This is a genomic window from Arthrobacter sp. GW822-FHT05G07, assembly GCF_058799755.1.
Genome location: NZ_JBXALT010000012.1, coordinates 52,701 through 75,731, shown reverse-complemented (window position 1 = coordinate 75,731; position 23,031 = coordinate 52,701). Strand labels below are relative to the sequence as shown.

The following is a 23,031-nucleotide window of genomic DNA, read 5'->3' as shown; positions in this document are numbered from 1 at the left end:
ATGTCCCTCGCCACCCATCCCGACCGCCTGCTGCCGGCCGATCCCGGCACCCGCGGCATCGCCCGCGAACTGCTGCAGCGCGTTCAGGACCTGCCCATCATTTCGCCGCATGGCCACGTGGACGCAGCAGTCATCGAGCAGAACACCCCGTTCCCCGATCCTGCTGCCCTGCTGGTCACTCCGGACCACTACGTCACACGCCTCATCCATGCCTCGGGAATCAGCATGGACAAACTCCAGCCAGGCAACGCCACACCCCGAGAAATCTGGCGGCATTTCTGCGCGGCATGGCCACTGTTCGACGGCACTGCGTCCGGGTACTGGCTGCGAACCCAATTCGAGTCAGTTTTCGGCTGGCGCGGTGAACTGAGCGCGGAGAAGGCCGATGCCAGCTTCGATTCCATCTCGACCAAACTCGCGGAACCAGGATTCCGTCCACGCGAGCTGTTCAAGGATTTCAACATCGAAGTCCTTGCCACCACTGATGACCCCCTGGACAACCTGGAGAGCCACCGTGCGCTCGCCGAGGATCCCTCGTTCCACAGCCGGGTGCTGCCCACGTTCCGTCCGGATGCTTACATCAACATCGCGCACCCGCAGTGGGCCGCCAACGTAGAGCGGATCATCTCCGAGGCATCCGACGGCGGCAGCGGCTACCGGGGGTACCTCACCGCGTTGGAGAGTCGCCGCCGGTACTTCGTGGACCATGGAGCGGTCTCCGCTGACCACGGAGTCAGGACGCCTGCGACCCTGAAACTGGAGGAGGCTGACGCGGAAGCTTTGTTCGAGAAAGCCCGTTCCGGCCAGGCGACAGCCCATGACCGCGACGTGTTCGAAGCCCACATGATGTACCAGATGGCCAGGATGTCCGTGGAGGACGGGTTGGTCATGACCATCCACCCAGGCTCGTACCGCAACCATCATCAGCCCACGTTCGAGGAATTCGGGGCAGACACCGGCCACGACATCCCCGTCGCCACCAACTACACCGAGTCCATCCGTCCCCTGTTGCAGGATTTCGGTACTGCCAAGAACTTCCATCTGGTCCTTTTCACCCTTGACGAGACTGTTTTCTCACGGGAACTTGCACCGCTGGCAGGTTTCTACCCTTCGGTCTACATCGGTGCGCCGTGGTGGTTCCTGGACGCCCCGGATGCCATGCTCCGGTTCCGTTCAGCGGTGACGGAAACCGCGGGTTTCTCCCGGTCCTCCGGTTTCATCGACGACACTCGCGCCTTCTGCTCCATCCCCGCACGCCATGACGCCTCGCGCAGGATTGAGGCCTCGTTCCTCGCCCGGCTGGTAGCCGAGCACCGCATCAGCGAGGACCGCGCGCACGAGCTGATTGTCGACGTCGTGGACTCCTCACCGCGAAGGGTCTTCAAGCTATGACCGGGGACCAGGGGCTTCCCCGGCTCAACCGCGGGACCCGGCCCAAGCCGCCCGTCCGCATCGTCCATCTCGGCTTGGGTGCCTTTCACCGCTCCCACCAGGCGTGGTACACGCAGCACGCGGGCGACGCAGCGGAATGGGGGATTGCGGCGTTCACCGGCCGCCGTCCGGATGCTGCCGATGTCCTTGCCGAACAGGACGGCGTGTTCACGGTGGTGGAACGCTCGGGCCGCGGCGACTCCTTCGAAGTAGTTGGCAGCATTGTTGAGGCCGTTGATGGCTCCGACGTCGGACGGTTAACCGAGCTTGTGGCCGCACCTACTACGGCTGTCATTACGTTGACCATCACCGAATCTGCCTATGCGGCGGATATAGCAGGCAGCGCTGAAGGTTCGACGCCGTTGGCTCGCTTGGTGACGGCCCTCGCCGCCCGCAGGGACGCCGAAAGCGGGCCGATCGCCGTCGTAAGTTGTGACAATCTTGCGGAGAACGGCGACGTGGCGAGGCAAGCTGTTGGCGCTTTGGCGCGTGCCAGGGACGGCTGCCTGGCCGCGTGGATCGACGCCAATGTCAGCTTCGTCAGCACCTCGGTGGACCGCATCACGCCGCGGACAACGCAGGCGGACCTCGACGTCGTTGCGGCCTCCTGCGGCTACCGGGACCTGGCAGCAGTGGTCACCGAGCCGTTCCACAACTGGATCCTCAGCGGGGACTTCCCGGCCGGCCGGCCCCGCTGGGAGGACGCCGGGGCGGTGTTCGTGGACCACATTGAACCGTTTGAGAATCGGAAGCTCTGGTTGCTCAATGGCTCGCATTCGATCCTGGCGTACGCCGGATTGCTCCGCGGGCACGCGACCGTAGCCGAGGCGTTGTCCGATGACGTGTGCAGGGGAGCTGTGGAAGCGTTCTGGGACGAGGCATCCCGGCACCTGTCCGGCGACGAATTGCAGATACCAAAGTACCGGAAGGCCTTGTTGGAACGTTTCGGAAACTCCCGGATCGCCCACCACCTGATCCAGATCGCCATGGACGGAACCACCAAGCTGCGGATGCGCGCCGTGCCGGTCCTCGCTGCCGAACGCAGCGCGGGCCGCTCCGGAGATGGCGCGGCCCGGATGATCGCTGCCTGGCTCGCGTACGTGTCCTCCACCACCGAGCTCCAGGACCCGCTGGCCGCCGACATCCAGGACGCAAAAACGCTCGACGGCGAACACCGCACCGCTGCCTTGGTGGCGCTCATCAGCACTGAGCTGGCGAACGACGCTGCCACTGTTTCGCAAATCCACGGGCAGCTGGATTCGTTTGCCGCCACTACTTCGCACGCATAGACCCACCGGAAGGACTCCCTCACCATGAAAATCATTGCCGCTGAAGTCTTTGTGACCAGCCCGTCCCGCAACTTCGTCACCCTGCGCATCACCACCGAGGATGGTGTGACGGGCATTGGTGACGCCACACTCAACGGCCGTGAACTCGCCGTCGCCGCGTACCTCAAAGAGCACGTCGCTCAGCTGCTGATCGGCAAGGATCCGCACCGGATCGAGGACACCTGGCAGTTCCTGTACCGCAGCTCGTACTGGCGCCGCGGCCCCGTGACCATGGCCGCGATCGCCGCCGTCGACATGGCGTTGTGGGACATCAAGGGCAAGGTGGCCGGCATGCCGGTCTACCAGTTGCTGGGCGGCGCTTCCCGCAACGGGCTGCGGGCTTACGGCCACGCGTCCGGAGCCGACATTCCGTCGCTGTTCGACTCAGTGCGTGAGCACCTGGAGCTGGGCTACAAGTCCATCCGCATCCAGACCGCCGTTCCCGGCATTAAGGCCGTCTATGGCGTTGCCGCGCAGGCTCAAGCCTCGGGTGAACGGTATGACTACGAGCCCGCCGGCCGAGGCAACTTCCCCTTGGAAGAGGACTGGGACACCCGCGCCTACCTGCGCCACCTGCCCACCGTCTTCGAAGCAGTTCGCAACGAGTTCGGTCCGGAAATCCCGCTGCTGCACGACGGTCACCACCGCATGACCCCCATTCAGGCCGCCAAGCTTGGCAAGGCGCTTGAACCGTACGACCTCTTCTGGCTTGAGGACTGCACCCCGGCCGAGAACCAGGAAGGCCTGCGTCTGGTCCGCCAGCACACCACCACCCCGTTGGCCATCGGAGAAATCTTCAATACCGTGTGGGACTACCAGACCCTCATCAAGGAACAGCTGATCGACTACGTCCGTGCAGCGTCCACCCACTTCGGCGGCATTTCCCCGTTGAAGAAGGTCATGGACTTCGCAGCCCAGTACCAGATCAAGTCAGGCTTCCACGGCCCCACCGATATTTCGCCCGTAGGTTTCGCCGCCCAGCTGCACGTGGGCCTGGCCATCCACAACTACGGCATCCAGGAATACATGCAGCACTCGGACAAGACCAACGAGGTCTTCCAGCAGTCCATGACCTTCAAGGACGGCTACCTGCACCCGGGCGACAACCCGGGCATCGGCGTCGAATTCAACGAAGAAGCCGCCGCGGCCTTCCCGTACCAGCAGGCGTACCTGCCGTACAACCGCCTCGTGGACGGCACTGTTCATGATTGGTAAGGCGCAACCCCTCCACCACATCGTGGTGATGGGCGTGGCCGGCTGCGGCAAAAGCACCGTCGGTGCCGCCCTCGCCGAGCGCCTGGGTGCTGAATTTCTCGACGGCGATTCGCTGCACCCGCAGGCGAACATCGACAAGATGGCCTCCGGTACTCCGCTGAACGACGACGACCGCGCGCCTTGGCTGGCCGAAATCGGAAGGCGATTCCCGGCGTCGAGCACTGCTCTTGTCATCGCGTGCAGCGCGCTCAAGCGCTCCTACCGGGACATCATCCGCAGCGCTGATCCGTCTGTGGTGTTCGTGCACCTGCACGGGACCCGCGAGTTGCTGAACGCGCGCATGACAGCCCGGCCCGGACACTTCATGCCTGCCTCGCTGCTGGATTCGCAACTGGCAACCCTGGAGCCGTTGCAGTCCGACGAAGTCGGGATCGTCGTGGACATCTCCAAGCCGGTGGAGGACATGGTGAACGAAGTAGCTGTGGCCCTCACTGGAGCCCTGCTCTAGGCCCTGGTCCTCGAAGCCCGGTACCGCCCACAAGGCAGTGCCGGGCTTTTCCTTGTCTTCACGCATTAAGGCCGCCAATTGTGAACGCTAACAACGTTTCAAGTCAATAGTCTCGGCTGCGGTTCGAGGCTGCAATCATTTCGTGATCCACGGCACTTGACCGACGGTATTGTTAGCGTTCACAATGGCATTCGCACCACCTTTCGTGGCATGTGGCACCCAGCTGGCCGCAGATCACAAAACGCTTCACCGCCGGACGCGCAGATGCTCCGGCCGCATCAGAGTTCGCGGCAATGCTGCCGCGGAAGGAGAGCATCGTGAGATTGAAGAAACTCCTGGGCGCCGTAGCGGTTGTCCTAACCTTGACTGTCGGAGCCACGGGCTGCGGTAGCCGCGGGGGCACGGCCGAGTCCACCAGCAGTGCAAATCCCAGCGATTCACTGGTTGGCATCTCGATGCCCACCCAGACGTCCGAGCGCTGGATCGCTGACGGAGCCAACGTTGAGAAGTCCCTGAAGGACCTTGGCTACAAAACGGACCTCCAGTTCGCCAACGATGACATTCCCACGCAGGTTTCCCAGATTGAGAACATGCTGACGAAGGGTGCCAAGGCGCTCATCATTGCAGCGATTGATGGCACCACGCTGACCGACGTCCTGGCCAAGGCCAAGGAACAGAACGTCAAGGTCATCGCCTACGACCGCCTCATCAATGGAACGCCGAACGTGGACTACTACACCACGTTCGACAACTACACCGTGGGTGTCCAGCAGGCCACGTCGCTGCTGACGGGTCTGGGACTCGTTGATGCCAGCGGCAAGAAGGTAGAGGGCAAGGGCCCGTTCAACGTCGAATTGTTCGCGGGCAGCCCGGACGACAACAACGCCAACTTCTTCTGGACCGGCGCAATGGATACCCTCAAGCCGTACCTGGATGCAGGCACCTTGAAGGTCCCCAGCGGCCAGACCAAGTTCGAGCAGGCAGCCATCCTCCGCTGGCAGGCACCCGTTGCCCAGAAGCGCATGGAAGACATCCTCACCTCCGCTTACAGCTCCGGCACCAAGCTCGACGGCGTGCTGTCCCCGTATGACGGCCTGTCCATCGGCATCATTTCTGCTCTGACCAGCACTGGCGGCTACTCCACCGGCAAGCTCCCCGTAGTGACCGGCCAGGACGCCGAAAAGGGTTCCGTGAAGTCCATCATCGCCGGCGAGCAGTACTCCACCATCTTCAAGGACACCCGCCAGCTCGGCGCCCAGGCCGTGAAGATGGTAGACGCCGTACTCAAGGGCAGTGAGCCCGAAACCAACGACACCAAGACCTACAACAACAAGGTCAAGGTTGTTCCGGCATACCTTCTGAAGTCCGTCATCATCACCAAGGACAACTACAAGAAGGAACTCATCGACTCGGGCTACTACACCGAGGCCGACGTCAAGTAACCACCTCCCCAATCTGTGGCCCCACCGCCCTGTGTTGCAGCGCGCAGTGTGGCGGGGCCACAGCATCCCCAGAGCCTGTCGAGCCCTCGACCCGGCCCAGTTTCAACCAGTCAGCGGGAATTGACGATGAACGTACCCATTCTTCAAATGCGAGGAATCACCAAGACCTTCCCCGGTGTAAAAGCCCTTCAGGACGTCACCCTGGACGTCAACCGTGGTGAGGTTCACGCCATTTGTGGTGAGAACGGAGCCGGGAAATCCACCCTCATGAAGGTGTTGTCCGGCGTCTACGCGCACAACACCTTCGACGGCGACATTCTGTTCGAGAATGAACCCTGCGAATTTTCCAGCATCACGGACAGCGAGAAGCGCGGCATCGTGATCATCCACCAGGAACTGGCCCTGAGCCCGTACCTGTCGATTGCCGAGAACATCTACCTGGGCAATGAGCTTGCCAGGAACGGCTGGGTGGACTGGCGGAAGACCAACCTGGAAGCCGCCAAACTGCTGGCCCGGGTGGGTCTCAGCGAGAATCCCGTAACGCCCATCCAGCACATCAGTGTGGGCAAGCAGCAGTTGGTGGAGATCGCGAAGGCGCTCTCCAAGGAGGTGAAGCTGCTCATCCTCGATGAGCCCACGGCGGCGCTGAACGACGAAGACTCGGACCACCTGCTGGACCTCATCCTGCACCTCAAGGGCCAGGGCGTCACCAGCATCATCATCAGCCACAAACTCAACGAGATCCGCAAAGTGGCCGACGCCGTCACCATCATCCGCGATGGCAAGTCCATTGAGACCCTGCGTTTGGACCAGGGACAGATCACCCAAGAACGCATCATCCGCGGCATGGTTGGTCGCGACCTCGAAAGCCTCTATCCGGACCGGACGCCCAACATCGGCGAGGAAGTCCTCCGAATCGAGGACTGGACCGTCCAGCACCCGCAGGACCATTCACGGACCGTAGTGAACAACGCCAGCCTGAACGTGCGCAAGGGTGAAGTGGTAGGCCTTGCCGGGCTCATGGGTGCCGGCCGGACCGAGCTGGCCATGAGCGTCTTCGGCCGCACGTACGGGCGGGCGGTTTCGGGCAAGGTCTACAAGTACGGCCAGGAAATCAACACGTCCACGGTTTCCGACGCAATCGACCATGGAATTGCCTACGCCACCGAAGACCGCAAGCACTACGGCCTGAACCTGATCGAGGACATCAAGCGGAACGTCTCCATGGCAGCACTGAACAAGCTGGCCAAACGAGGCTGGGTGGACGGCAACAAAGAGACCACCGTTGCCAACCATTACCGGAAGAGCATGAACATCAAGGCTCCCTCCGTTGCCGCCATCACCGGCAAGCTCTCGGGCGGAAACCAGCAAAAGGTGGTGCTGAGCAAATGGATGTTCTCGGACCCCGACGTGCTGATCCTGGACGAGCCAACCCGGGGAATCGACGTCGGCGCCAAGTATGAGATTTACACGATCATTGCGGAGCTCGCAGCGGCGGGGAAAGCCGTCATTGTGATCTCCTCTGAGCTTCCGGAGCTCCTGGGCATTTGCGACAGGATCTACACGCTGTCCGCGGGCCACATCACCGGCGAAGTCCCCATCGCCGAAGCCACCCAGGAAACCCTCATGCACTTCATGACTCAAGAGAAGGAATAGCGAACATGTCCGCCCTACGAGAATCCCTTGGCTTCCTCACAAGCCGCCTTCGCCAGGTTGGCATCTTCGTCGCCCTGATCCTGATCGTCATCCTCTTCCAGGTCCTGACCGACGGCATCCTGCTCCAGCCGCAGAACGTCACCAACCTGGTAGTCCAGAACAGTTACATCCTGATCCTCGCCATCGGCATGGTGATGGTCATCATCGCCGGGCACATCGACCTCTCCGTTGGCTCCATCGCAGGCTTCATCGGCGCCGTGGCGGGCGTGATGATCGTGCACTGGGGCTGGGCTTGGTGGCTCGCCATCCCCGCCTGCCTCCTGGTGGGTGCGCTGGTGGGTGCGTGGCAAGGCTACTGGATTGCCTATGTGGGCATCCCCGCCTTCATCGTCACCCTCGCAGGCATGTTGATCTTCCGCGGCCTGACCCTCATCACCCTGAAGAACCAGCAAATCACCCCGTTCCCGAACGAGTTGCGCGCCCTCGGTGGCGGCTTCCTGCCCGACATCTCCGGCGGCACCTCCGTGCTGGAATGGCTGACGGTCATCCTCGGCGTGGGCGGCACGGCTGCCATTCTGTTCCAAGCCATCAAGGAACGCCGGGTTCGCCGCAAGTTCAACCTGGAGAATGAACCGATGGCCTGGTTTGCCGTCAAGAACGGGTTCATCGCCGTCCTGATGCTCATCATCACGTTCCTCCTGGCCAGCTACCGTGGCACCCCGATTGTCCTGATCGTCCTGGCTGTCCTGGTGATCGTCTACTCGGCACTGATGAACAACAGCATCTTCGGACGCCACACGTACGCGATCGGCGGCAACCTCCACGCAGCCGAACTTTCGGGCATCAAGACCAAAAAGGTCACCTTCCGCCTCTTCGTCAACATGGGTGTCCTCGCCGCCTTGGCCGGGCTGGTCTTTACGGCTCGCTTGAACTCCGCACAGCCCGCAGGCGGTACCGGCTTCGAACTCGACTCCATCGCTGCGGCCTTCATCGGTGGTGCGGCAGTCCAGGGCGGCATCGGCACGGTGGCCGGCGCCATGATCGGCGGCCTGATCATGGGCGTCCTCAACAACGGCATGTCCATCCTTGGCCTGGGCACCGATTACCAGCAGCTCATCAAGGGCCTGGTGCTTCTGCTCGCCGTCGGCTTCGACATCTTCAACAAGAACCGCACCGGATCCGGTGGGGGTTCGTCCGTCGGCCGCCGGTTCAAGTGGAAGACCACGCCGCCGGCAACTGAAACGTCCACCCCAGCGAAGCCAGAGCCCGTCGTCGTTGACGCGAAATAGTCGCTGATGTCCACAGGGGGAGTGTCCCGGCCCCGGGTAACGCCCGGGGCCGGGACGGACACACCGGCACGGCCTCCCGTCATGGGAGACGTGGCAAAGATGGCAGGAGTCTCGCACCAAACCGTTTCCCGCGTCCTGAACAACCATCCGAACGTCAGTCACCAGACCAAGCAGCGCGTGGAATCGGCCATTGAAGTACTGGGTTACCGCCGCAACACCGCGGCCCGCAGCTTGGTCACCCGGCGGTCCCGGACCATCGGCGTGCTTGCCTGCGAGACGGGCCAGTTTGGACCCGCGAACACCCTTCTGGGCGTGGAACAAGCGGGCCGGGAAGCAGGGTACTTCGTCAGCATTGCCAACCTCCGCGAAGTGACCGACCACAGCGTCAACGATGCCATGGCGCATTTCCGGAACCAGTCCGTTGACGGGATCGTCATCCTGGTTCCACACCCCGATGTTCTTGCCGTCCTGCGCGATGTTTCCTTTCCCGTGCCGATCGTGGCTGTCGGGGCCGGCGCGGGCAACCAGTTGACCGGCGCCTCCCTGAATCAGCGAATGGGCGCCCGCCTGGCTGTGGACCATCTGATCGGCTTGGGGCACCGGCGCATTGCACACATCTCGGGACCACCGCACTGGATCGACGCCGCCGAGCGCATCAAGGGATGGCAGGAATCACTGAAAACAGCCGGGCTGAGCGCCGATGTCCTGTTGCGGGGTGGCTGGGATGCGGCCTCCGGTTACCGTGCCGGGCTTGAGCTCATACAGCGGCACACCGTCACGGCCGTGTTCGTCGCCAACGACCAAATGGCGGTGGGCGTGCTCCGCGCTGTCCAGGAAGCCGGCCTGCACGTGCCGGACGACATCAGCGTGGTGGGCTACGACGACCAACCCGAGGCTGAATTCTTCATGCCGCCGCTGACCACCATCAAACAGGACTTTGAGGAACTCGGCCGCCGATGCATGGAAGCGGTGCTGCAACAGTTGGGCGGAGACGGAGGAACCGGCGATCAGATCGTCAATCCCCGCTTGGTGATCCGTGCCACCACGGCGGCCCCACTAAACTAGGAGCCATGACTTCCACGCTTGATACTGCTGCTGCCCGCGCCCGCCTTCTTGAACTCATCAAAGAACTGGCGGTGGTTCGCGGCAAGGTGATCCTCTCCAGCGGCAAGGAAGCGGACTACTACATCGACCTCCGCCGCATCACCTTGCACCACGAGGCCTCCAAGTTGGTAGGCCAGGTCATGTTGGCGATGATCGACGACGCCGGCGTTTCAGTTGAGTGCGCCGGCGGACTCACTATGGGTGCCGACCCCGTAGGTACTGCCGTGATGCACGCTGCTGCCGATGCCGGCCGTGCCGTGGACGCCTTCGTTGTCCGCAAGGCCCAGAAGTCCTACGGCATGGGCCGCCAGGTGGAAGGTCCCTCGGTTGAAGGCCGTAACGTGGTGGTCCTCGAGGACACGTCCACCACCGGCGGGTCCGCACTGACCGCCGTCGAAGGTGTCCGTAAGGCGGGCGGCAATGTAGTGGCCGTAGCCGTGATCGTTGACCGCAACACCGGCGCGAAAGAGAAGATCGAAGCAGAAACCGGCGTGCCGTACCTCTTCGCCTTCGGCAAGGACGAACTCGGCCTCGACTAGGAACTACGGGGCTGTAAGGCAGTGCCCGCGAAGCCTATGCTTGCTGCGTGGACGTTCAAGTAGGGAAGCTCACGGCGCCGCCGGAGGTGACTGAAAACCTCCCTGCGCCGGTCAGCCAGGAACCGGAGAAGGCAGCGGATCCGGGCTCATGGGCCCGGATCCTTCCTTACGCTGCCCGGCTCAAGAAGACATCCCGCCGTAACTTCCTCATCACCTCCGGAGCTTCCGGTGCGCTCGCCGCGGACATGCTCTTCACCCGTCGTGTGCAGGCCGAGCGGCGAGCCACCAAGATTCTCCGTGTGCCGGATCCGTACTCGGACGTGTACTTCCCCAAGGCAAGCTGGATCCTCTTTCCCGGCTATAAGACGAGTTGGGAAGAAGCTCAGTGGATCCTCAACTCGCTGCGTCCCGCCCTGCATCAGCGGGGCCGCCTTGCCGCCGTCGGATATTCCAATCTGGGCCTGGACGTGGACGAAATCGTCCGCGAAATCATCCTGCACGTCCGCGAGCTGGAACTGGAGAAGCTGTACTTCTACGGCCACAGTTTCGGCGGCATGCTCGCCACCCAGGTGGCCGCCCGGCTTCTGGAGCTGCACGGCGTCGAGACGCAGTTGATTGTCCTGGATTCGAGTCCGTTCAGCCGCGCCGACGTCCTGGACCAGAGCTGGTTCGACGGCGTGGTGTTCCTTTACGAGAATGGCTTCCGCATCCCGTCGGTCCTGCGCGGCGGCTATGAGCTGGGCGAGCGCGTAGCGCACAAGGATGAGCGGACGTGGCGGCAGATCCTCGACCAAAGCCTGGAGCAACTGTCGCCGATCGCCCCTTCCAGCGTGCTGATACAGACGGAGTCGGCGTACATCTACCACTTTGACGGCCTCCGCTTGGCCGGAAAAATCGGTGGCGCCAAGATGGCATTCATCGGCAACGCCAAGGACGCCACCGTGGATTACGAGTCGGCGCGTGCGGGGTGGAGCAAGGTCTTCGGATCAAACATGGTGATGCCCACGCTCAGCACGGAAGGCGCCCGGCCCGCCCACGCCAGCCCGCAGTGGAACGGAGGCATCTACCGGCCACTGCTGGAGCGCGTCCAGGATGAGCTCCAACCGCTCCCGCCCCAGCCCGAGGAGCCGTCGTACCGGGAGCCGAACGGCAGGATCATCCGGCCGGCCTGACGTCTCTCCCGCCATGCCTTCGTGCCGTGCCCCGAAAGTGAACTTTCGTACAAGTGAGCTCTGTACTCGAGTACAGGGTGGATATACCCGATCCTCCGTAGCGTCGTTCTTGACAGGAAATAAGAACGAATTTCGAGGAGCGAAGTATGAACGGCCTACAGCTCACGGGCATCAGCCGCAGCTTCGGTGACCGCAGGGTCCTCCACGATGTGGACCTCACGGTCCATCGCGGGGAGATCGTGGGATTCATCGGCGGCAACGGTGCAGGTAAGACCACCACCATGCGCGTGATCCTTGGTCTGCTGACCCCGGACCACGGCGAAGTCACGTGGGAAGCCTTGCCCATCACGGCCAAGGACCGGAGGCGCATCGGCTATATGCCCGAGGAACGAGGCCTCTACCCGCAGATGCCCGTGAGGGACCAGATCATTCACTTCGCCTTGCTGGAAGGGCACCAACCCGACGCCGCACGTGAGGTCGCAGACGAACTCATAGCCTCCCTTGGCCTACAAGGCCGTGAGCAGGCATTGGTCCAGGACCTCTCCCTGGGAAATCAGCAGCGCGTCCAGTTGGCCGTCGCCTTGGTTGGAGACCCCGCACTGCTGGTTCTGGACGAGCCATTCTCGGGGTTGGATCCCCTCGCCGTCGAAACGATGTCCCGGCTCATCCGGGAGCAAGCCGACCGGGGCGTCGGAGTTCTGTTCTCCTCACACCAACTCGAGCTCGTAGAGCGTCTGTGCGACAAGGTATGCATTCTCGATCGGGGCCGTGTGACAGCGAGCGGCAGCGTGGTGGAGCTGCAGGATGACGGGAAGAGCCGCTGGCGACTCGGCTTCTCCCGCACGGCAGATTCATTCGCCGCCGAAGTGTCGATGGCCCGCGGCGTCAACGTGGAATTTTCCGCGGACGACCGTACAACGGTGCTCGTCTCCGTGGACGGCTCAGGGCGGGACGTGCCCGGTGAAATCCTCGCAGCAGCGCAAAGGCACGGCGGACTGAAGAGCATCGTGTCCGCGCAGAGGTCCTTGGCGGACCTGCTTGCCGGCACATTCATTTCGTCCCATCCAGGTACCACCCCGGGGGCGGAGCGCTCCCTCGACAAAGTTGGAGTATCGCAATGAGCACAACAACATTTGATCGCACAACCCGCAGCGCCGCTCCTTCTTCCGGCAGTGGACTCCGCGAGACGCGCCTGATCATACGGCGCGAGGTCCTTACCAGGCTGGGGAACCGGACCATACTCACGGCAACAGGACTTCTGGCCCTTTTCGCCGGCGCCGCCGCCGGGATCGGCGGATGGTTCCTGGTGGACTCGTTGGGCGGGGCTGGTGCAATGAGCTTTGATCCTCGGGCCATTTTCGCCACCGCCATGATCAGCGCGTTGCTGGCCTCTTTGGTCTACTCGGCATCGAGCCTGACCTCCGGGGTGGTGGAGGAGAAATCATCAAGGATCGTGGAGATCCTCCTCACCAAGATCGGCATCGTCCCGTTGCTGGCCGGCAAGATGATCGGCATCGGGCTGGTAACCCTGGTCCAACTGCTGGCGATCGGCGGAACCGCCGTGGTGGGGTTCAGTGTGGTGGGAGGTTGGTCCCTCATCAATGTTGCTGTGGGACCGAGCCTGCTGTGGTTCCTCCTCTGGTTCCTGTTGGGCTACGTGATATTCGCAGCCTTGAACACGACCCTCGCCTCGACGGTGTCCCGACAAGAGGACCTGGGCACTGCGGTGATGCCGCTGTCCGTCCTGCAAATGGTGCTCTTGGTGGTCTCCCTCTACGTCCTGCCAATGAACATGGGGAACCCGTGGCTGGAAGGACTGTCTTTCGTGCCGCTGTTCTCCTCCTACCTCATGCCGATGCGCTTCGCACTGGAAGACGTGTCCACATGGGAGATGGTGCTTGCCGCCGGCATATCGGTGGCAGCTATACCCGCCCTGTTCTGGTTGGCCACCGTGATTTACCGGAACAACGCCCTGCGCACCGGCTCCCGAGTCACCTTGCAACAGTCCCTGACCTCCGACGAGACGGCCTAGCCCCAACTCGTCACTTAGTCCACAGACCCGGCTCATCGGGTCTCTCCAGATAGGAAAACCATGCCTGACAACAAGCGCAACCAATCATTGGCCACCAAGAAACTGGTCCGCAACATAGCCCTTCTGCTTATCGGCATCCTGGCCGCCTACGCGGTAACCACTCTGCTGCTCTGATGGAGACCCTCATGATGACCGCCTCAGCCCCGCACCCGCAGTCCACCACTCCGGCGGCCCGCCGCGCAGCCGGCTTGGCAACCACTGTTCTTGCAAGCCACAACAGGGAGGCAGTGGAAGAGATCGCCCCTGCCGCCTTTGCGGGCCGCAATGGCACGTGGAACATGAGGCTGAGGAGTGGGGAAAAGGTCTTCGTCAAGCAGATCTCACCGCAAGCTTCCGGCCCGATGGCCTTCGACCGCTCGGTAACCTTCGCCGCATTTGCAGAGCAGTCCCCTGACTTTGCGCCGGCAACGCCACAGCTCATTGGCAGCGACACCGCGAACGGCCTCCTGGTTTTTGAGCACTGCCCCGGCACCAGCCTGGCGCACCTGATGGTGGAGGAGACAATGCCGGACAGCTTCCCGGAGGAAGCGGGCGCGTTGCTTGCCCGGCTCCACGCCGGGCCCGCAATCGGCTTGGAGCGCTCCGCACCTCCAAGCCCACCTGTGGAAATGCTCGCAGTTGGCGTTCCGCACGCCCGCTACCTTGAGTTCACAATGGCGGAGATGGCCCTCTGGTCAGAGCTGCAGAACGACCAGGAGTTGGTGGCCGCTGCGGGCAGGTTGAGGGCATCGGAGCGGATGCACCAAGAACGCCCCATCCACGGCGATCTGCGCCTTGATCAGTTCCACCTCCACAACGGGAAACTGTGTGTCCTTGACTGGGAAGAGTTCGGACTCGGCGACCCTGCCCGGGACCTTGGAATGCTTGCAGGCGAGTGGATCTACCGGGCAGTCCTGGACACGGTCACCACCCGCGGAGGAGCTTCCGCACCCCCTGCCAGGTTCGACGACGAGAGCGCGTCAGCACGCATCGCCGAGCGGATGGCAGCCATTGTTCCGTCAATCCGACGGATGTGGACCTCGTATGCCGATCATGCCAACTACTACGATCCGGACCTGCCGGTTCGGGCTACCGCCCACGTGGGATGGCATCTGGTGGATCGAACCATCACCAGGGCTCCCATGGTGTCCCGGCTACCCGGCATCGAACGGGCTGCTGCGGGCGTTGGGCGCGAGGCACTGCTTTCACCCGGCCACTATGTCAAAGCCCTCGGTTTCGAAAGGACGCCCCGATGACAGTCACGCTCAGCGCTCCGACGCCCACGTCATTCGAGCAGGTACTGGCGGCCTTGGAACACCGGGTTTCCGTTGACGGCCGCCGGCTCACCGCCAGGATAGACGCCACCACCCTTAGTGCCACCAGCCACAGCGAGTTGCGTTCGCAATTGGCCGGAGCGATCTACACACACCTCCACGTAGGGCACCCAGGCATCGAGACCGTGCCAGGAACAGGCCACCAGGACCTTGCCGCGGCACTTATTGATGCCATCCCGCACCGTACGGTTGTTCAGGCGGCCACCGTTCAGGCGGCGTCGAAGAGGACGCAGCTGGGAACATCCGTCCAAGGAGTTCCGCACCAGGTGGTGGAGCTATCCGGAGTGAAGGTCCTCTTTCCCGCAGAGGCCCTGGTTCGTGACCCCTTGGATGAGATTGTGGGGGTGCGTGTTCCCAGTTGGCGAAGCCGCACCACCCCCGGGTTCCTCCTTGCACTCGGTGCCCACGGATCCGTGAACCCTGCGGCCGCTTCAAGGCTGTACCTGTCCTGTTTCACGGCATCAGAAGCTCTTGAAATGTGGCCGAAGATTCTTGGAGCCCTTGCCGCCAGCGGGCTTGGCCATCAGGTCAAGACCCTGTCTTCATCCCTGGCTTTCCCACGCAGTGACGCGATGGTCATCTACGTGTCAGCCAACGATTCGGACGCTGCGGTTTCCCTTGTTGGTCCTGCCCTGAGGTCCTTGTCCGCGCGGGACACCCCTGTCTCGGTTTTCACCCATAGCGTCGGCGACCGCCTGGCACTTGCCATGGAACCAAAGGATTCGCGGCCGGGGTACCGGGGGCTCAGTTTCGGACAACACCGCTCGCGGGTTCTGGCGGACGCACTTCTCCGTGCGTCTGTGGAGAAGACCGACCTCGAACCCGCCTGGGCTGTCGAAGCTCAAACGGCCTGCATCAACCCTCACCAGCCCGGATACAACGCCGGCCAGTGATGAATCCGGGCAGTGGCCCGCCGCTGCCCGGCACCCAAAGACCTCCCATGAGGAACCCAGAAAGAAAAACCCATTCCCACTTAGTGGGAAGCAAACACAACAGGAGACACCATGTCCAACGCAGTTGTTAACTTCCGCCAGGCCGACCTGACCGATCTTGCACGCGCCCACAGCACCTTCGCGGCTGCTGACGAGCTCGGCGGCGACGCTGCCACCGACGCTCCCGCAACCTCACCGCTGTGCATCGGCATCATTGTTGGCGCCACCCTCGGTGCCGGCTGCTAACTGCCCCTGGGCAGGGAACAACAAAAGCTCCACAGCACTACAACAAAAGCTTTTCACCCAGTAGCAACCCCGGACGCACCCACCACGTGGGGCAATCAACAAGGAGACACCAGCATGACTCACGCCATCACTAACATCCCGCAGGCCGACCTCGCCGACTTGGCCCGGGCACACAGCACCTTCACGGCGGCTGACGAGCTCGGCGGCGACGCTGCCACCGACGCGCCGGCCACCACGCCGTTCTGTGCAGGGGTGATCATCGGCGCAACCCTGACCATGGGCTGCTAGGCAGACCTGACCACGGGGAAGGCGCCGGCGAGGTGGTGGAAACATCATCACGCCGGCGCCTCCTGACCCATATCTGTCCCACCCACCCTCCTGAATGCTGAGACCTGCCATGACAACCACTGACAGCAGTCCCCGTCCCATCTGGGCGGACCTCACCCTCGAAGCCTTCGGATACTCCAAGGTTGCCCTGATTCTCACAGGCTCGGCAGTCACCCAAGTTATGCCCTTCTGGATTGAATGGGCGGTTTCCGCGGCGCCGGAAACTGAGTTCAAGGTGGTCATGCGGGGCTCCGCGCAGCGCTTCATCACCCGTCACAGCATTGAGTCCCGGTTGAAGTCCCGTGTACAGGCCGATACCTGGGGGGAAGAACTCGTTGCTGCACACATCGATTTGGCAGAGTGGGCGGACCTGATCCTGGTCTACCCGGCAACCCTGGACTACTCATCGCGCCTGGCTCACGGCATAGCCGATTCGCCGTCCTTGCTGGCAGCAATGACCACGGAGGCCCAGGTCTGCATCGCTCCGGCATTGCCGCCCCGGGCCCTGGCGAACCCTATCGTCGCCGAGACCCTCAGGAAACTGCGCACGCCGGAAAACTTTCTGGTCATAGACCCCGTCCCCGGCCCCAGCGAGTCCAGCGACGTCGCCCTGGCCTGGGTGCCGCCGTCGTTCCCTTCCGTGCTGCGCCGGCTGGAAGAGGAACGGCTCCTTCGTGCGGGGATGACCGCAGAGGCGGCTGCTGTATGAGCGCCGCGATGGATTCCCGGCAGAAATCAGTCATCCGCTCCACCCGGACCGACCTGCTGTCCACGGGTGTTTACCAGGTTGGAGGGGCTTATGAATGGGTGCACAGCCTCGGGGTTGGAGCGCCGATTCCTTTCTCTTCCCTACCGATCAGCATCGCTCCCGCGCCCGGCGCTGACCTCTTGGTGGTAGGGGTCGGGGGCGATCGCCACCGTTCATACTCGACGCCGGCAGGGTCAACGGTCTTCGACCTCATCACGGCGGGTGTGCCCGCAAACCTCCGGGCGGCAGGGCGGATATGGGGAACGGCCCTGAGCGTTCTCCATGACAATGCGTCGCTCATCGACTTTCCGGGAAGTACTCCACGAACCGTCCAGCGTTCGGAGGCATGGCTGGGAGGGGCATGGGAGCCGGCCTGCGACGTTTTGGGCGATTCCGGCCTGCGGGAGATCCGTCGATGGATCGAGCGCGTACTTTCCGACCCCCACCAAGTGGTTGTGCACGGATATCCCGGGATGGCCCACTGGGTGGTGACTCCCGATGGTGCAGCCGGCTCGCTCCTCACCGGCGAGGACCTGGGGCTTGCCCATCCTGCTTATGACATCGCTTGGGTGCTCGGAGAGATGGCGGAACTGCATGCCTTCCACCCTGTGCTGCGGCCAGCCATCGAAGAACTGCGCAACGGTTTCCATGAGACCTGCGGAGAAGGTCCCGCACCGTCCGAGATCGGCCCGGCATTGGCCTTCAGGATTGCCCAGCATGCCTACGACTGGCACCACTATGCCGGCGCAGGAGAAGCCCAGGCGAAGGCACTTCTTCGCTTGGCGAGCTCGTACTTGAACACCACCCCGGAGACGCGATGACTACCCCTTCCATTCTTGGCACACTGGATGGCCGAGCTGTGTACGGCATGCAGCTGGACACCGGAACAAGGCTGATCGCCGTCCATGATCCCTCCGCCCGCATCCTGTCCGTGAGTCTCGGTGTGCCGGCGGGAATGCGCCATGAAATGCCGGGGGAGGAGGGCATGCTCCACCTCCTCGAGCACATGGTGTACCAGGACAGCGAGAACATCACGGCGTTGCAACGGCAGGTTTCGGTTCACAAAGCCGGGGGAATCCTGGGCGGGAACACCCACATGGACTACTCCGAGTTCTACGAGTCCGGTCCCACGGGACACCTCGAACAGATCTCGAGCCGCCTGGTTGAGCAGGTCTTCCAGCCCGCACTGACGCAGGGGCAGATCGCTGAGCAAATAGATGCCGTTGCCACAGAACGGGCGCAACGGTTGGCTCCGGCTCCCGGGGGAATCCTGCCCTGGCCACACCTGACAACACGCTATTGGGCGGACCACTCCAACGGTCATGACGGCAGCGGCGATAGTGACCTCGCAACCCGGGTCACCCGTGAAAAACTACAGGCGCTTCATGGCCGTCTTTACCGCCCCTCGGCGGCTGTACTGACGGCGGTGGCATCTGAAGACCCTCATTACACGCTCCGGTTGCTGGCGGCCCCGTTCTCTGGAATTTCAGACCAAGCGCCCGTCGTCCCCGTGCTGCAAGACTCCGTCCGCAGAGGTGGTTCGACGTCCACGATCTATTCCGGCGGGGCAACCTCCACTCGTCTACTTTCCGCCAGGGCTGCAGCGTTTGGTCACTCGGCAGGCCCGGATCTCCTCGGTGATCTTGTGGCAGCTGAGCTGCTGTCCCAGCAGGATGGCCTCGACGCCAGCGCCGGTCTGTTCGGGCCGGGGGACCTGACCCGGGACGATCTGTTCGTCCTGGTGGACGATACCGGGCAAGCCATTGATCCTTCCGAGAGATTCCGGGCGCTGGCGATCGCCGATGATGCAGCAATCGTCCTTGCGGCCCGTCGCGCCGTACTCCGGATGGAAACGTTCACTCACGATGACCAACGGCTCGCCCGGACCGTCACCCGCGACGTGCTTCTGAGGGGGACACCGACGTTCGCCGTTGACCTGGCGGATGCCCTCGCCGAAATATCCGACGACGCCACGCGGCTCAGGCCGTTGGTCACCGCCGCGGCACGGCGGCTCGCCGAGCAGGACTCTGTGTCACTGACCGTCCAGCCCTCCGAGGAGATTCTCCGATGATCACCACTCGCCGTTATCTGACCCAGGTTGACCGGCGCTCCCGCTTCACCACGGTGTCGATGGGCTGGAGAACAACTTCCGACGGCGTCCCGCGCCTGCGCAGCGCCGTTTCCCGGGCGGTGAAACGATGCGCGCCAGCCAAGCAGCCGGTTGCCGTGACATGGACGCCCGGTGATGGCGCCGTGGTGATGACTGCGACCCTGCCGGAGGTGGCTGTACGGGGCTGGACTGAAGATGTCACCAACACCGAGCACCCGGGAATAGCGGAATTCGGTGAGCCCGTGCTTGCTGTTGTGGGTTCTGCCGGCGTTCTGGAAGATCTGGAAGGCAGCCTGTCGGAAGGCGGGGGAGAAGGACCTCCCGCCCCTCGGTCGGCGTTCCGGAGCACCATGCGTCAGACCACGGCACAGGGATTCGAGCAGACGTTTGTCATCGGACAGGACCCCGCGGGCGACGTAGGGTTCGCAGCAACGTTCATGGCCATCTGCCTGGTGGCCGGAGGGCCGGGAACCCTCCTTCCGGACGCCATTCAACAGTCCGGGCACCAGGCAATCCTTCAAGCCGGCCGCGGGCTGCAGGACTCCACGCCGACAGTGAACTGGCAAGTCGTCGCCTCGCGGCCCAACGGTTCGGCTGTTCTGGAAACGGTGCTTTCCACGGTGGCCGGCTACAGAGTTGCCGAGCACAGGGAAGCAGTGGAGCAGGCTAGGGAATTTGCCCGGACAAATCTGAACCGCGCATGGCAGTCCCCGCTTGAACTGGCCCGCTCCCTCGCCCACTACGAGGTGATGGGATGGGGTGGCGAGCTGGTCCTTAACCCGGATACCGCCCTCGACCTTGTGGATTCCGCCGCTATCGGGAAGGCGGTGGAAGGCTTGGTCAGGCCTATCAAGGAGGTCCTTGGACGCAGCTAGTGCGTCATGAACTTCAGGAATCCAACCCTGTCCGAGAACCGGGGCTAAGGTCCACCAGCCCTCCTTCGACCGCGGCCACAAGGATCTGTACGCGGTCCCGCACACCGAGCTTCTCCATGACGTTCACGAAGCGTGCTTTGATGGTGGACTCTGTCACGAAGAGCTCCGCAGCCATCTCACGGTTGCTCATTCCACGTCCGAGTAGCTGGATCACTTCCAGCTCCTTCTTGGTCAGCGCGTCCACGAGCTTGGGGTCCGGAACGACTTCGGCAGGGACGGACTCCGCGAGTCCTGTCACCACATGCCGCGTCACTTTGGAAGACAATACGGATTCGCCGGCCATCACAGTGTGGATGGCGGCGGTGATTTCCTTGGGCAGCGTGTCCTTGACCAGGTATCCCGATGCCCCAGCTCGCAGTAAGTCCACCACGTAGCGATCGGTGGAGAAGGTGCTCAAACCCAGGATGGCGATGTCCGGGAACTCGGCATGGATTTGGGCCGTTGCAGCAACGCCGTCCATCACCGGCATCTGCATATCCATCAGGATCACATCCGGGCGGAGCGAGGCTGCCTGGACCACGGCCACGCGCCCATCCGACGCCTCACCGACCACTTCGATGGACGAATCGGACGAGAGATAATCCCGCAGGATCTCCCGCGCCAACAGCTCATCATCCACCAACAAAACCCGCGTCATACTGATCCCCCAATGTCAGTCCTCGAGCCAATCCTCCCACAAACGCGCTCAGGCATCCGCAGACGCCAGCCCTTCCAGCGGGATGGACACCGCGGTGGTCCACCGCCCCTCGCTGAGGCCGACGTCCATGAATCCTCCGAACACTTCGCAGCGGGCACTCATTGCCTCAAGCCCGGTTTTGGAAGACATGATCGGCTCGGCGGTGGAGACTGTGTTCTCCGAAGCAAGCTGGACGCGATCGGCCCCTACAGTCAAACGCAGATCCACTACCCCGGACGGGTCGGCGTGTTTAAGCACATTGGTTCCCATTTCCCGCACCGTCCGGCGAAGCGCCTGGCGCAGGCTTGCCGGGATGCGGGCTACTTCGCCTTCGACTACGAGGCTCACCTGGAAGCCCGCGCGGTCCAGTGCTTCCACAACTCCGTCGAGATCGTGAACCAATCCAACGGCGGTGGTGGTTTCACCGGACATGGCAGGAGCATCCAGAAAATCAGCGGCCTGTCCTTCACGGTCCAGTAGCTGTGAACCGCCTCCCGGCTCCTCCCTTTCCTCTTCCTTCAGGAGGGTCACCAGGCTGCGCAGATCCTGGAGCGTCTGCTGCGCTGCATTCCCGATGCCCTCCAGGATTTGGGACGTCTTCGCTTGGTCGTTCACAAACTCAGCGCGCCGCGCTTGCATGGCAATGATGGTCACGTCGTGGGCCACGATGTCGTGAAGCTCATGGGCAAGGCGTGTTCGTTCCTCGCTGCGGACTTGCGCCTGTTGCTCCTGCAAATCGCGGATGTGGTGCGTGCTTTGCTCGTAGCGATGCCGGTAAACGTTGACGCTGCGCCATGCCGCGGCGGCTAGGAAGACCACCAGCGCCAGCAGCACTGCCGGCTGGTCGGCCATCTCCGGCGTTGATATGTACAAACCCAGCAAGACACTGGGCACGAACAGCGAGAAATTGATGGCCAGCTTCCACGGAAGAAGGAAGGAACAGAAGGCCACCACCACCATCGTGGGGAAGATCATGGCCACCACAAGGGACGCGTCTCCGCCCAAGACCATGATGAGGACCAAGGACAGACACCAGGCAACAGCGGATTGCATGGCACCGATGAGGAGCGCGAGGAGCGGCAGGTACGGGACTACCAGCTCCAACCATCCCTGAAACGACGAAAGATCGTGCTGTTGCCAGCGAATACCCAACGCCAGGAAAAGCAAGGTTGCCAGGACGATAGCCGAGCGAAGAATCCACCCTCCAGGCAGGGGTTTGACGTCAGCGAGCCAGTTCGTCCTACTCATCCACCCAAGTATTACAGAGCCAGCGATTCAACCTCGACGGCGGTGAGGCCCGCCTCGCGCAGGAAGCTCCGAACGTCCCCGAACTCGCGTGCGAAGCCGGCCAGAAAGTGCCGCATGGCAGCTTCCGGGCTCTGCAGGATCATGAGGTCCGGGCTGAAGTACTCGGCTGGTGTGGAAGGGACGCTCAGGCGCCACGTTTCGGCCATGACCTCCAAGACGTCGGGAAGGTTGGCTGTGGTTGCCGCGTAGTCCGCCACCACGTCGTCTTCGGTTCCGCCGGCGGCGAGGAGCCCAATCGCGGACACCACACCGGTCCGGTCCTTGCCGAGCGAACAATGAACCAGCGTGCGTTTGCCGCGGGCGGCAGGTCGAAGTGCATCTCCCACCCACTCCGGCCGCAGCCGGATCCAGCCCAAATACAGATCGCCGAGGTCCTCGGCCGTTTCCACGGCCTGGAGGGACCCCGCAATGGCGTTCGGGTCCAGCGGATTATGGATGAGTTCGACGGCGGGCTGGACGACGGCGGCAGGCTCGCCGCCGTCGTCGTGAACCAGCCACGGAACCAACGAGCGTTCAAGCTCACTCCGCAGGTCCACAATTGCCTGGATGCCGTGCTCCGCCAAGAAACCGTGCGTTGCAGCGGCGTCCAAACCGAACGGCTGGCTTCCCCTGAGTATTCGACCACCGGCCAAAGGACGCAGATTGAGCACAGCCATTGTT

At 62.9% G+C, this 23,031-nt stretch carries 23 protein-coding genes; 20 read left to right on the top strand and 3 right to left on the bottom strand.

Going from position 1 to position 23,031, the window contains the following annotated elements:
* From uxaC to AC1RJY_RS19430, 20 genes are all read left to right on the top strand, one after another.
* Entirely contained in the window at positions 1-1,392 is a 1,392-nt protein-coding gene (gene uxaC, locus AC1RJY_RS19525; protein ID WP_498603047.1) for a glucuronate isomerase, read from the top strand.
* A complete protein-coding gene (locus AC1RJY_RS19520) occupies positions 1,389-2,720 on the top strand; it encodes a mannitol dehydrogenase family protein (RefSeq protein ID WP_498603046.1) in 1,332 nt (443 codons plus the stop codon). The genes uxaC and AC1RJY_RS19520 overlap by 4 nt, the downstream gene beginning before the upstream one ends.
* Positions 2,721-2,744: 24 nt before the next feature.
* Entirely contained in the window at positions 2,745-3,974 is a 1,230-nt protein-coding gene (manD, locus tag AC1RJY_RS19515) for a D-mannonate dehydratase ManD (protein ID WP_011773285.1), read from the top strand.
* Positions 3,964-4,482 (top strand): gluconokinase, encoded by a 519-nt coding sequence (locus AC1RJY_RS19510; protein WP_014920619.1) that lies wholly within the window; start codon positions 3,964-3,966, stop codon positions 4,480-4,482. The genes manD and AC1RJY_RS19510 overlap by 11 nt, the downstream gene beginning before the upstream one ends.
* A 293-nt stretch (positions 4,483-4,775) precedes the next feature.
* Positions 4,776-5,924, top strand: coding sequence for a multiple monosaccharide ABC transporter substrate-binding protein (chvE, locus tag AC1RJY_RS19505; RefSeq protein ID WP_014920620.1), 1,149 nt, complete (start codon positions 4,776-4,778; stop codon positions 5,922-5,924).
* Between the two features lie 126 nt (positions 5,925-6,050).
* A complete protein-coding gene (mmsA, locus tag AC1RJY_RS19500) occupies positions 6,051-7,580 on the top strand; it encodes a multiple monosaccharide ABC transporter ATP-binding protein (protein ID WP_014920621.1) in 1,530 nt (509 codons plus the stop codon).
* 5 nt (positions 7,581-7,585) lie between these two features.
* Positions 7,586-8,869, top strand: coding sequence for a multiple monosaccharide ABC transporter permease (gene mmsB / locus AC1RJY_RS19495; protein WP_014920622.1), 1,284 nt, complete (start codon positions 7,586-7,588; stop codon positions 8,867-8,869).
* Between the two features lie 81 nt (positions 8,870-8,950).
* The gene (locus AC1RJY_RS19490) at positions 8,951-9,934 is read left to right on the top strand and encodes a LacI family DNA-binding transcriptional regulator (protein WP_014920623.1); all 984 of its coding nucleotides are present in this window, start codon (positions 8,951-8,953) and stop codon (positions 9,932-9,934) included.
* A 5-nt stretch (positions 9,935-9,939) separates the two neighbouring features.
* Complete coding sequence (gene pyrE, locus AC1RJY_RS19485) at positions 9,940-10,512, top strand: orotate phosphoribosyltransferase (RefSeq protein ID WP_011773291.1); 573 nt, start codon at positions 9,940-9,942, stop codon at positions 10,510-10,512.
* Between the two features lie 47 nt (positions 10,513-10,559).
* On the top strand, positions 10,560-11,684 hold the full coding sequence (locus AC1RJY_RS19480) for a thioesterase domain-containing protein (RefSeq protein ID WP_210064782.1): 1,125 nt from the start codon (positions 10,560-10,562) through the stop codon (positions 11,682-11,684).
* A 146-nt stretch (positions 11,685-11,830) separates the two neighbouring features.
* The gene (locus tag AC1RJY_RS19475; protein ID WP_011773293.1) at positions 11,831-12,805 is read left to right on the top strand and encodes an ABC transporter ATP-binding protein; all 975 of its coding nucleotides are present in this window, start codon (positions 11,831-11,833) and stop codon (positions 12,803-12,805) included.
* Positions 12,802-13,716 (top strand): ABC transporter permease, encoded by a 915-nt coding sequence (locus AC1RJY_RS19470; protein WP_014920625.1) that lies wholly within the window; start codon positions 12,802-12,804, stop codon positions 13,714-13,716. Before AC1RJY_RS19475 ends, AC1RJY_RS19470 begins: the two co-directional genes overlap by 4 nt.
* A 185-nt stretch (positions 13,717-13,901) precedes the next feature.
* Positions 13,902-15,011: a class V lanthionine synthetase subunit LxmK gene (gene lxmK, locus AC1RJY_RS19465; protein ID WP_286176357.1), complete on the top strand. Its 1,110-nt coding sequence runs from the start codon at positions 13,902-13,904 to the stop codon at positions 15,009-15,011.
* Positions 15,008-15,982 (top strand): T3SS effector HopA1 family protein, encoded by a 975-nt coding sequence (locus AC1RJY_RS19460; protein ID WP_498603045.1) that lies wholly within the window; start codon positions 15,008-15,010, stop codon positions 15,980-15,982. Before lxmK ends, AC1RJY_RS19460 begins: the two co-directional genes overlap by 4 nt.
* Positions 15,983-16,093: 111 nt before the next feature.
* Entirely contained in the window at positions 16,094-16,267 is a 174-nt protein-coding gene (locus AC1RJY_RS19455) for a hypothetical protein (RefSeq protein ID WP_014920628.1), read from the top strand.
* 114 nt (positions 16,268-16,381) lie between these two features.
* A complete protein-coding gene (locus AC1RJY_RS19450) occupies positions 16,382-16,555 on the top strand; it encodes a hypothetical protein (RefSeq protein WP_011773299.1) in 174 nt (57 codons plus the stop codon).
* 109 nt (positions 16,556-16,664) lie between these two features.
* On the top strand, positions 16,665-17,303 hold the full coding sequence (locus AC1RJY_RS19445) for a flavoprotein (RefSeq protein WP_498603044.1): 639 nt from the start codon (positions 16,665-16,667) through the stop codon (positions 17,301-17,303).
* The gene (locus tag AC1RJY_RS19440; protein WP_498603043.1) at positions 17,300-18,163 is read left to right on the top strand and encodes a phosphotransferase family protein; all 864 of its coding nucleotides are present in this window, start codon (positions 17,300-17,302) and stop codon (positions 18,161-18,163) included. Before AC1RJY_RS19445 ends, AC1RJY_RS19440 begins: the two co-directional genes overlap by 4 nt.
* Positions 18,160-19,413, top strand: a complete 1,254-nt coding sequence (locus AC1RJY_RS19435; RefSeq protein WP_498603042.1) for a M16 family metallopeptidase — start codon at positions 18,160-18,162, stop codon at positions 19,411-19,413. Before AC1RJY_RS19440 ends, AC1RJY_RS19435 begins: the two co-directional genes overlap by 4 nt.
* Entirely contained in the window at positions 19,410-20,327 is a 918-nt protein-coding gene (locus AC1RJY_RS19430; protein WP_498603041.1) for a hypothetical protein, read from the top strand. Before AC1RJY_RS19435 ends, AC1RJY_RS19430 begins: the two co-directional genes overlap by 4 nt.
* 13 nt (positions 20,328-20,340) lie before the next feature.
* On the opposite strand, the gene AC1RJY_RS19425 is transcribed toward AC1RJY_RS19430, so the two are convergent.
* Genes AC1RJY_RS19425 through AC1RJY_RS19415 form a run of 3 tightly spaced genes read right to left on the bottom strand, consistent with a single transcriptional unit; the run spans position 20,341 to position 23,027 of the window.
* The gene (locus AC1RJY_RS19425; RefSeq protein ID WP_014920632.1) at positions 20,341-21,024 is read right to left on the bottom strand and encodes a response regulator; all 684 of its coding nucleotides are present in this window, start codon (positions 21,022-21,024) and stop codon (positions 20,341-20,343) included.
* A gap of 48 nt (positions 21,025-21,072) precedes the next feature.
* Entirely contained in the window at positions 21,073-22,311 is a 1,239-nt protein-coding gene (locus AC1RJY_RS19420) for a sensor histidine kinase (RefSeq protein WP_014920633.1), read from the bottom strand.
* Positions 22,312-22,322: 11 nt separating this feature from the next.
* Positions 22,323-23,027, bottom strand: a complete 705-nt coding sequence (locus AC1RJY_RS19415; RefSeq protein ID WP_011773306.1) for a tyrosine-protein phosphatase — start codon at positions 23,025-23,027, stop codon at positions 22,323-22,325.
* Positions 23,028-23,031: the final 4 nt, after the last annotated feature.

Coding starts and splice junctions, on each gene's coding strand:
- uxaC (WP_498603047.1), top strand. CDS start 1: ATGTCCCTCGCCACCCATCCCGACCGCCTGCTGCCGGCCGATCCCGGC.
- AC1RJY_RS19520 (WP_498603046.1), top strand. CDS start 1,389: ATGACCGGGGACCAGGGGCTTCCCCGGCTCAACCGCGGGACCCGGCCC.
- manD (WP_011773285.1), top strand. CDS start 2,745: ATGAAAATCATTGCCGCTGAAGTCTTTGTGACCAGCCCGTCCCGCAAC.
- AC1RJY_RS19510 (WP_014920619.1), top strand. CDS start 3,964: ATGATTGGTAAGGCGCAACCCCTCCACCACATCGTGGTGATGGGCGTG.
- chvE (WP_014920620.1), top strand. CDS start 4,776: ATGCTGCCGCGGAAGGAGAGCATCGTGAGATTGAAGAAACTCCTGGGC.
- mmsA (WP_014920621.1), top strand. CDS start 6,051: ATGAACGTACCCATTCTTCAAATGCGAGGAATCACCAAGACCTTCCCC.
- mmsB (WP_014920622.1), top strand. CDS start 7,586: ATGTCCGCCCTACGAGAATCCCTTGGCTTCCTCACAAGCCGCCTTCGC.
- AC1RJY_RS19490 (WP_014920623.1), top strand. CDS start 8,951: ATGGGAGACGTGGCAAAGATGGCAGGAGTCTCGCACCAAACCGTTTCC.
- pyrE (WP_011773291.1), top strand. CDS start 9,940: ATGACTTCCACGCTTGATACTGCTGCTGCCCGCGCCCGCCTTCTTGAA.
- AC1RJY_RS19475 (WP_011773293.1), top strand. CDS start 11,831: ATGAACGGCCTACAGCTCACGGGCATCAGCCGCAGCTTCGGTGACCGC.
- AC1RJY_RS19470 (WP_014920625.1), top strand. CDS start 12,802: ATGAGCACAACAACATTTGATCGCACAACCCGCAGCGCCGCTCCTTCT.
- lxmK (WP_286176357.1), top strand. CDS start 13,902: ATGATGACCGCCTCAGCCCCGCACCCGCAGTCCACCACTCCGGCGGCC.
- AC1RJY_RS19460 (WP_498603045.1), top strand. CDS start 15,008: ATGACAGTCACGCTCAGCGCTCCGACGCCCACGTCATTCGAGCAGGTA.
- AC1RJY_RS19455 (WP_014920628.1), top strand. CDS start 16,094: ATGTCCAACGCAGTTGTTAACTTCCGCCAGGCCGACCTGACCGATCTT.
- AC1RJY_RS19450 (WP_011773299.1), top strand. CDS start 16,382: ATGACTCACGCCATCACTAACATCCCGCAGGCCGACCTCGCCGACTTG.
- AC1RJY_RS19445 (WP_498603044.1), top strand. CDS start 16,665: ATGACAACCACTGACAGCAGTCCCCGTCCCATCTGGGCGGACCTCACC.
- AC1RJY_RS19440 (WP_498603043.1), top strand. CDS start 17,300: ATGAGCGCCGCGATGGATTCCCGGCAGAAATCAGTCATCCGCTCCACC.
- AC1RJY_RS19435 (WP_498603042.1), top strand. CDS start 18,160: ATGACTACCCCTTCCATTCTTGGCACACTGGATGGCCGAGCTGTGTAC.
- AC1RJY_RS19430 (WP_498603041.1), top strand. CDS start 19,410: ATGATCACCACTCGCCGTTATCTGACCCAGGTTGACCGGCGCTCCCGC.
- AC1RJY_RS19425 (WP_014920632.1), bottom strand. CDS start 21,024: ATGACGCGGGTTTTGTTGGTGGATGATGAGCTGTTGGCGCGGGAGATC.
- AC1RJY_RS19420 (WP_014920633.1), bottom strand. CDS start 22,311: ATGAGTAGGACGAACTGGCTCGCTGACGTCAAACCCCTGCCTGGAGGG.
- AC1RJY_RS19415 (WP_011773306.1), bottom strand. CDS start 23,027: ATGGCTGTGCTCAATCTGCGTCCTTTGGCCGGTGGTCGAATACTCAGG.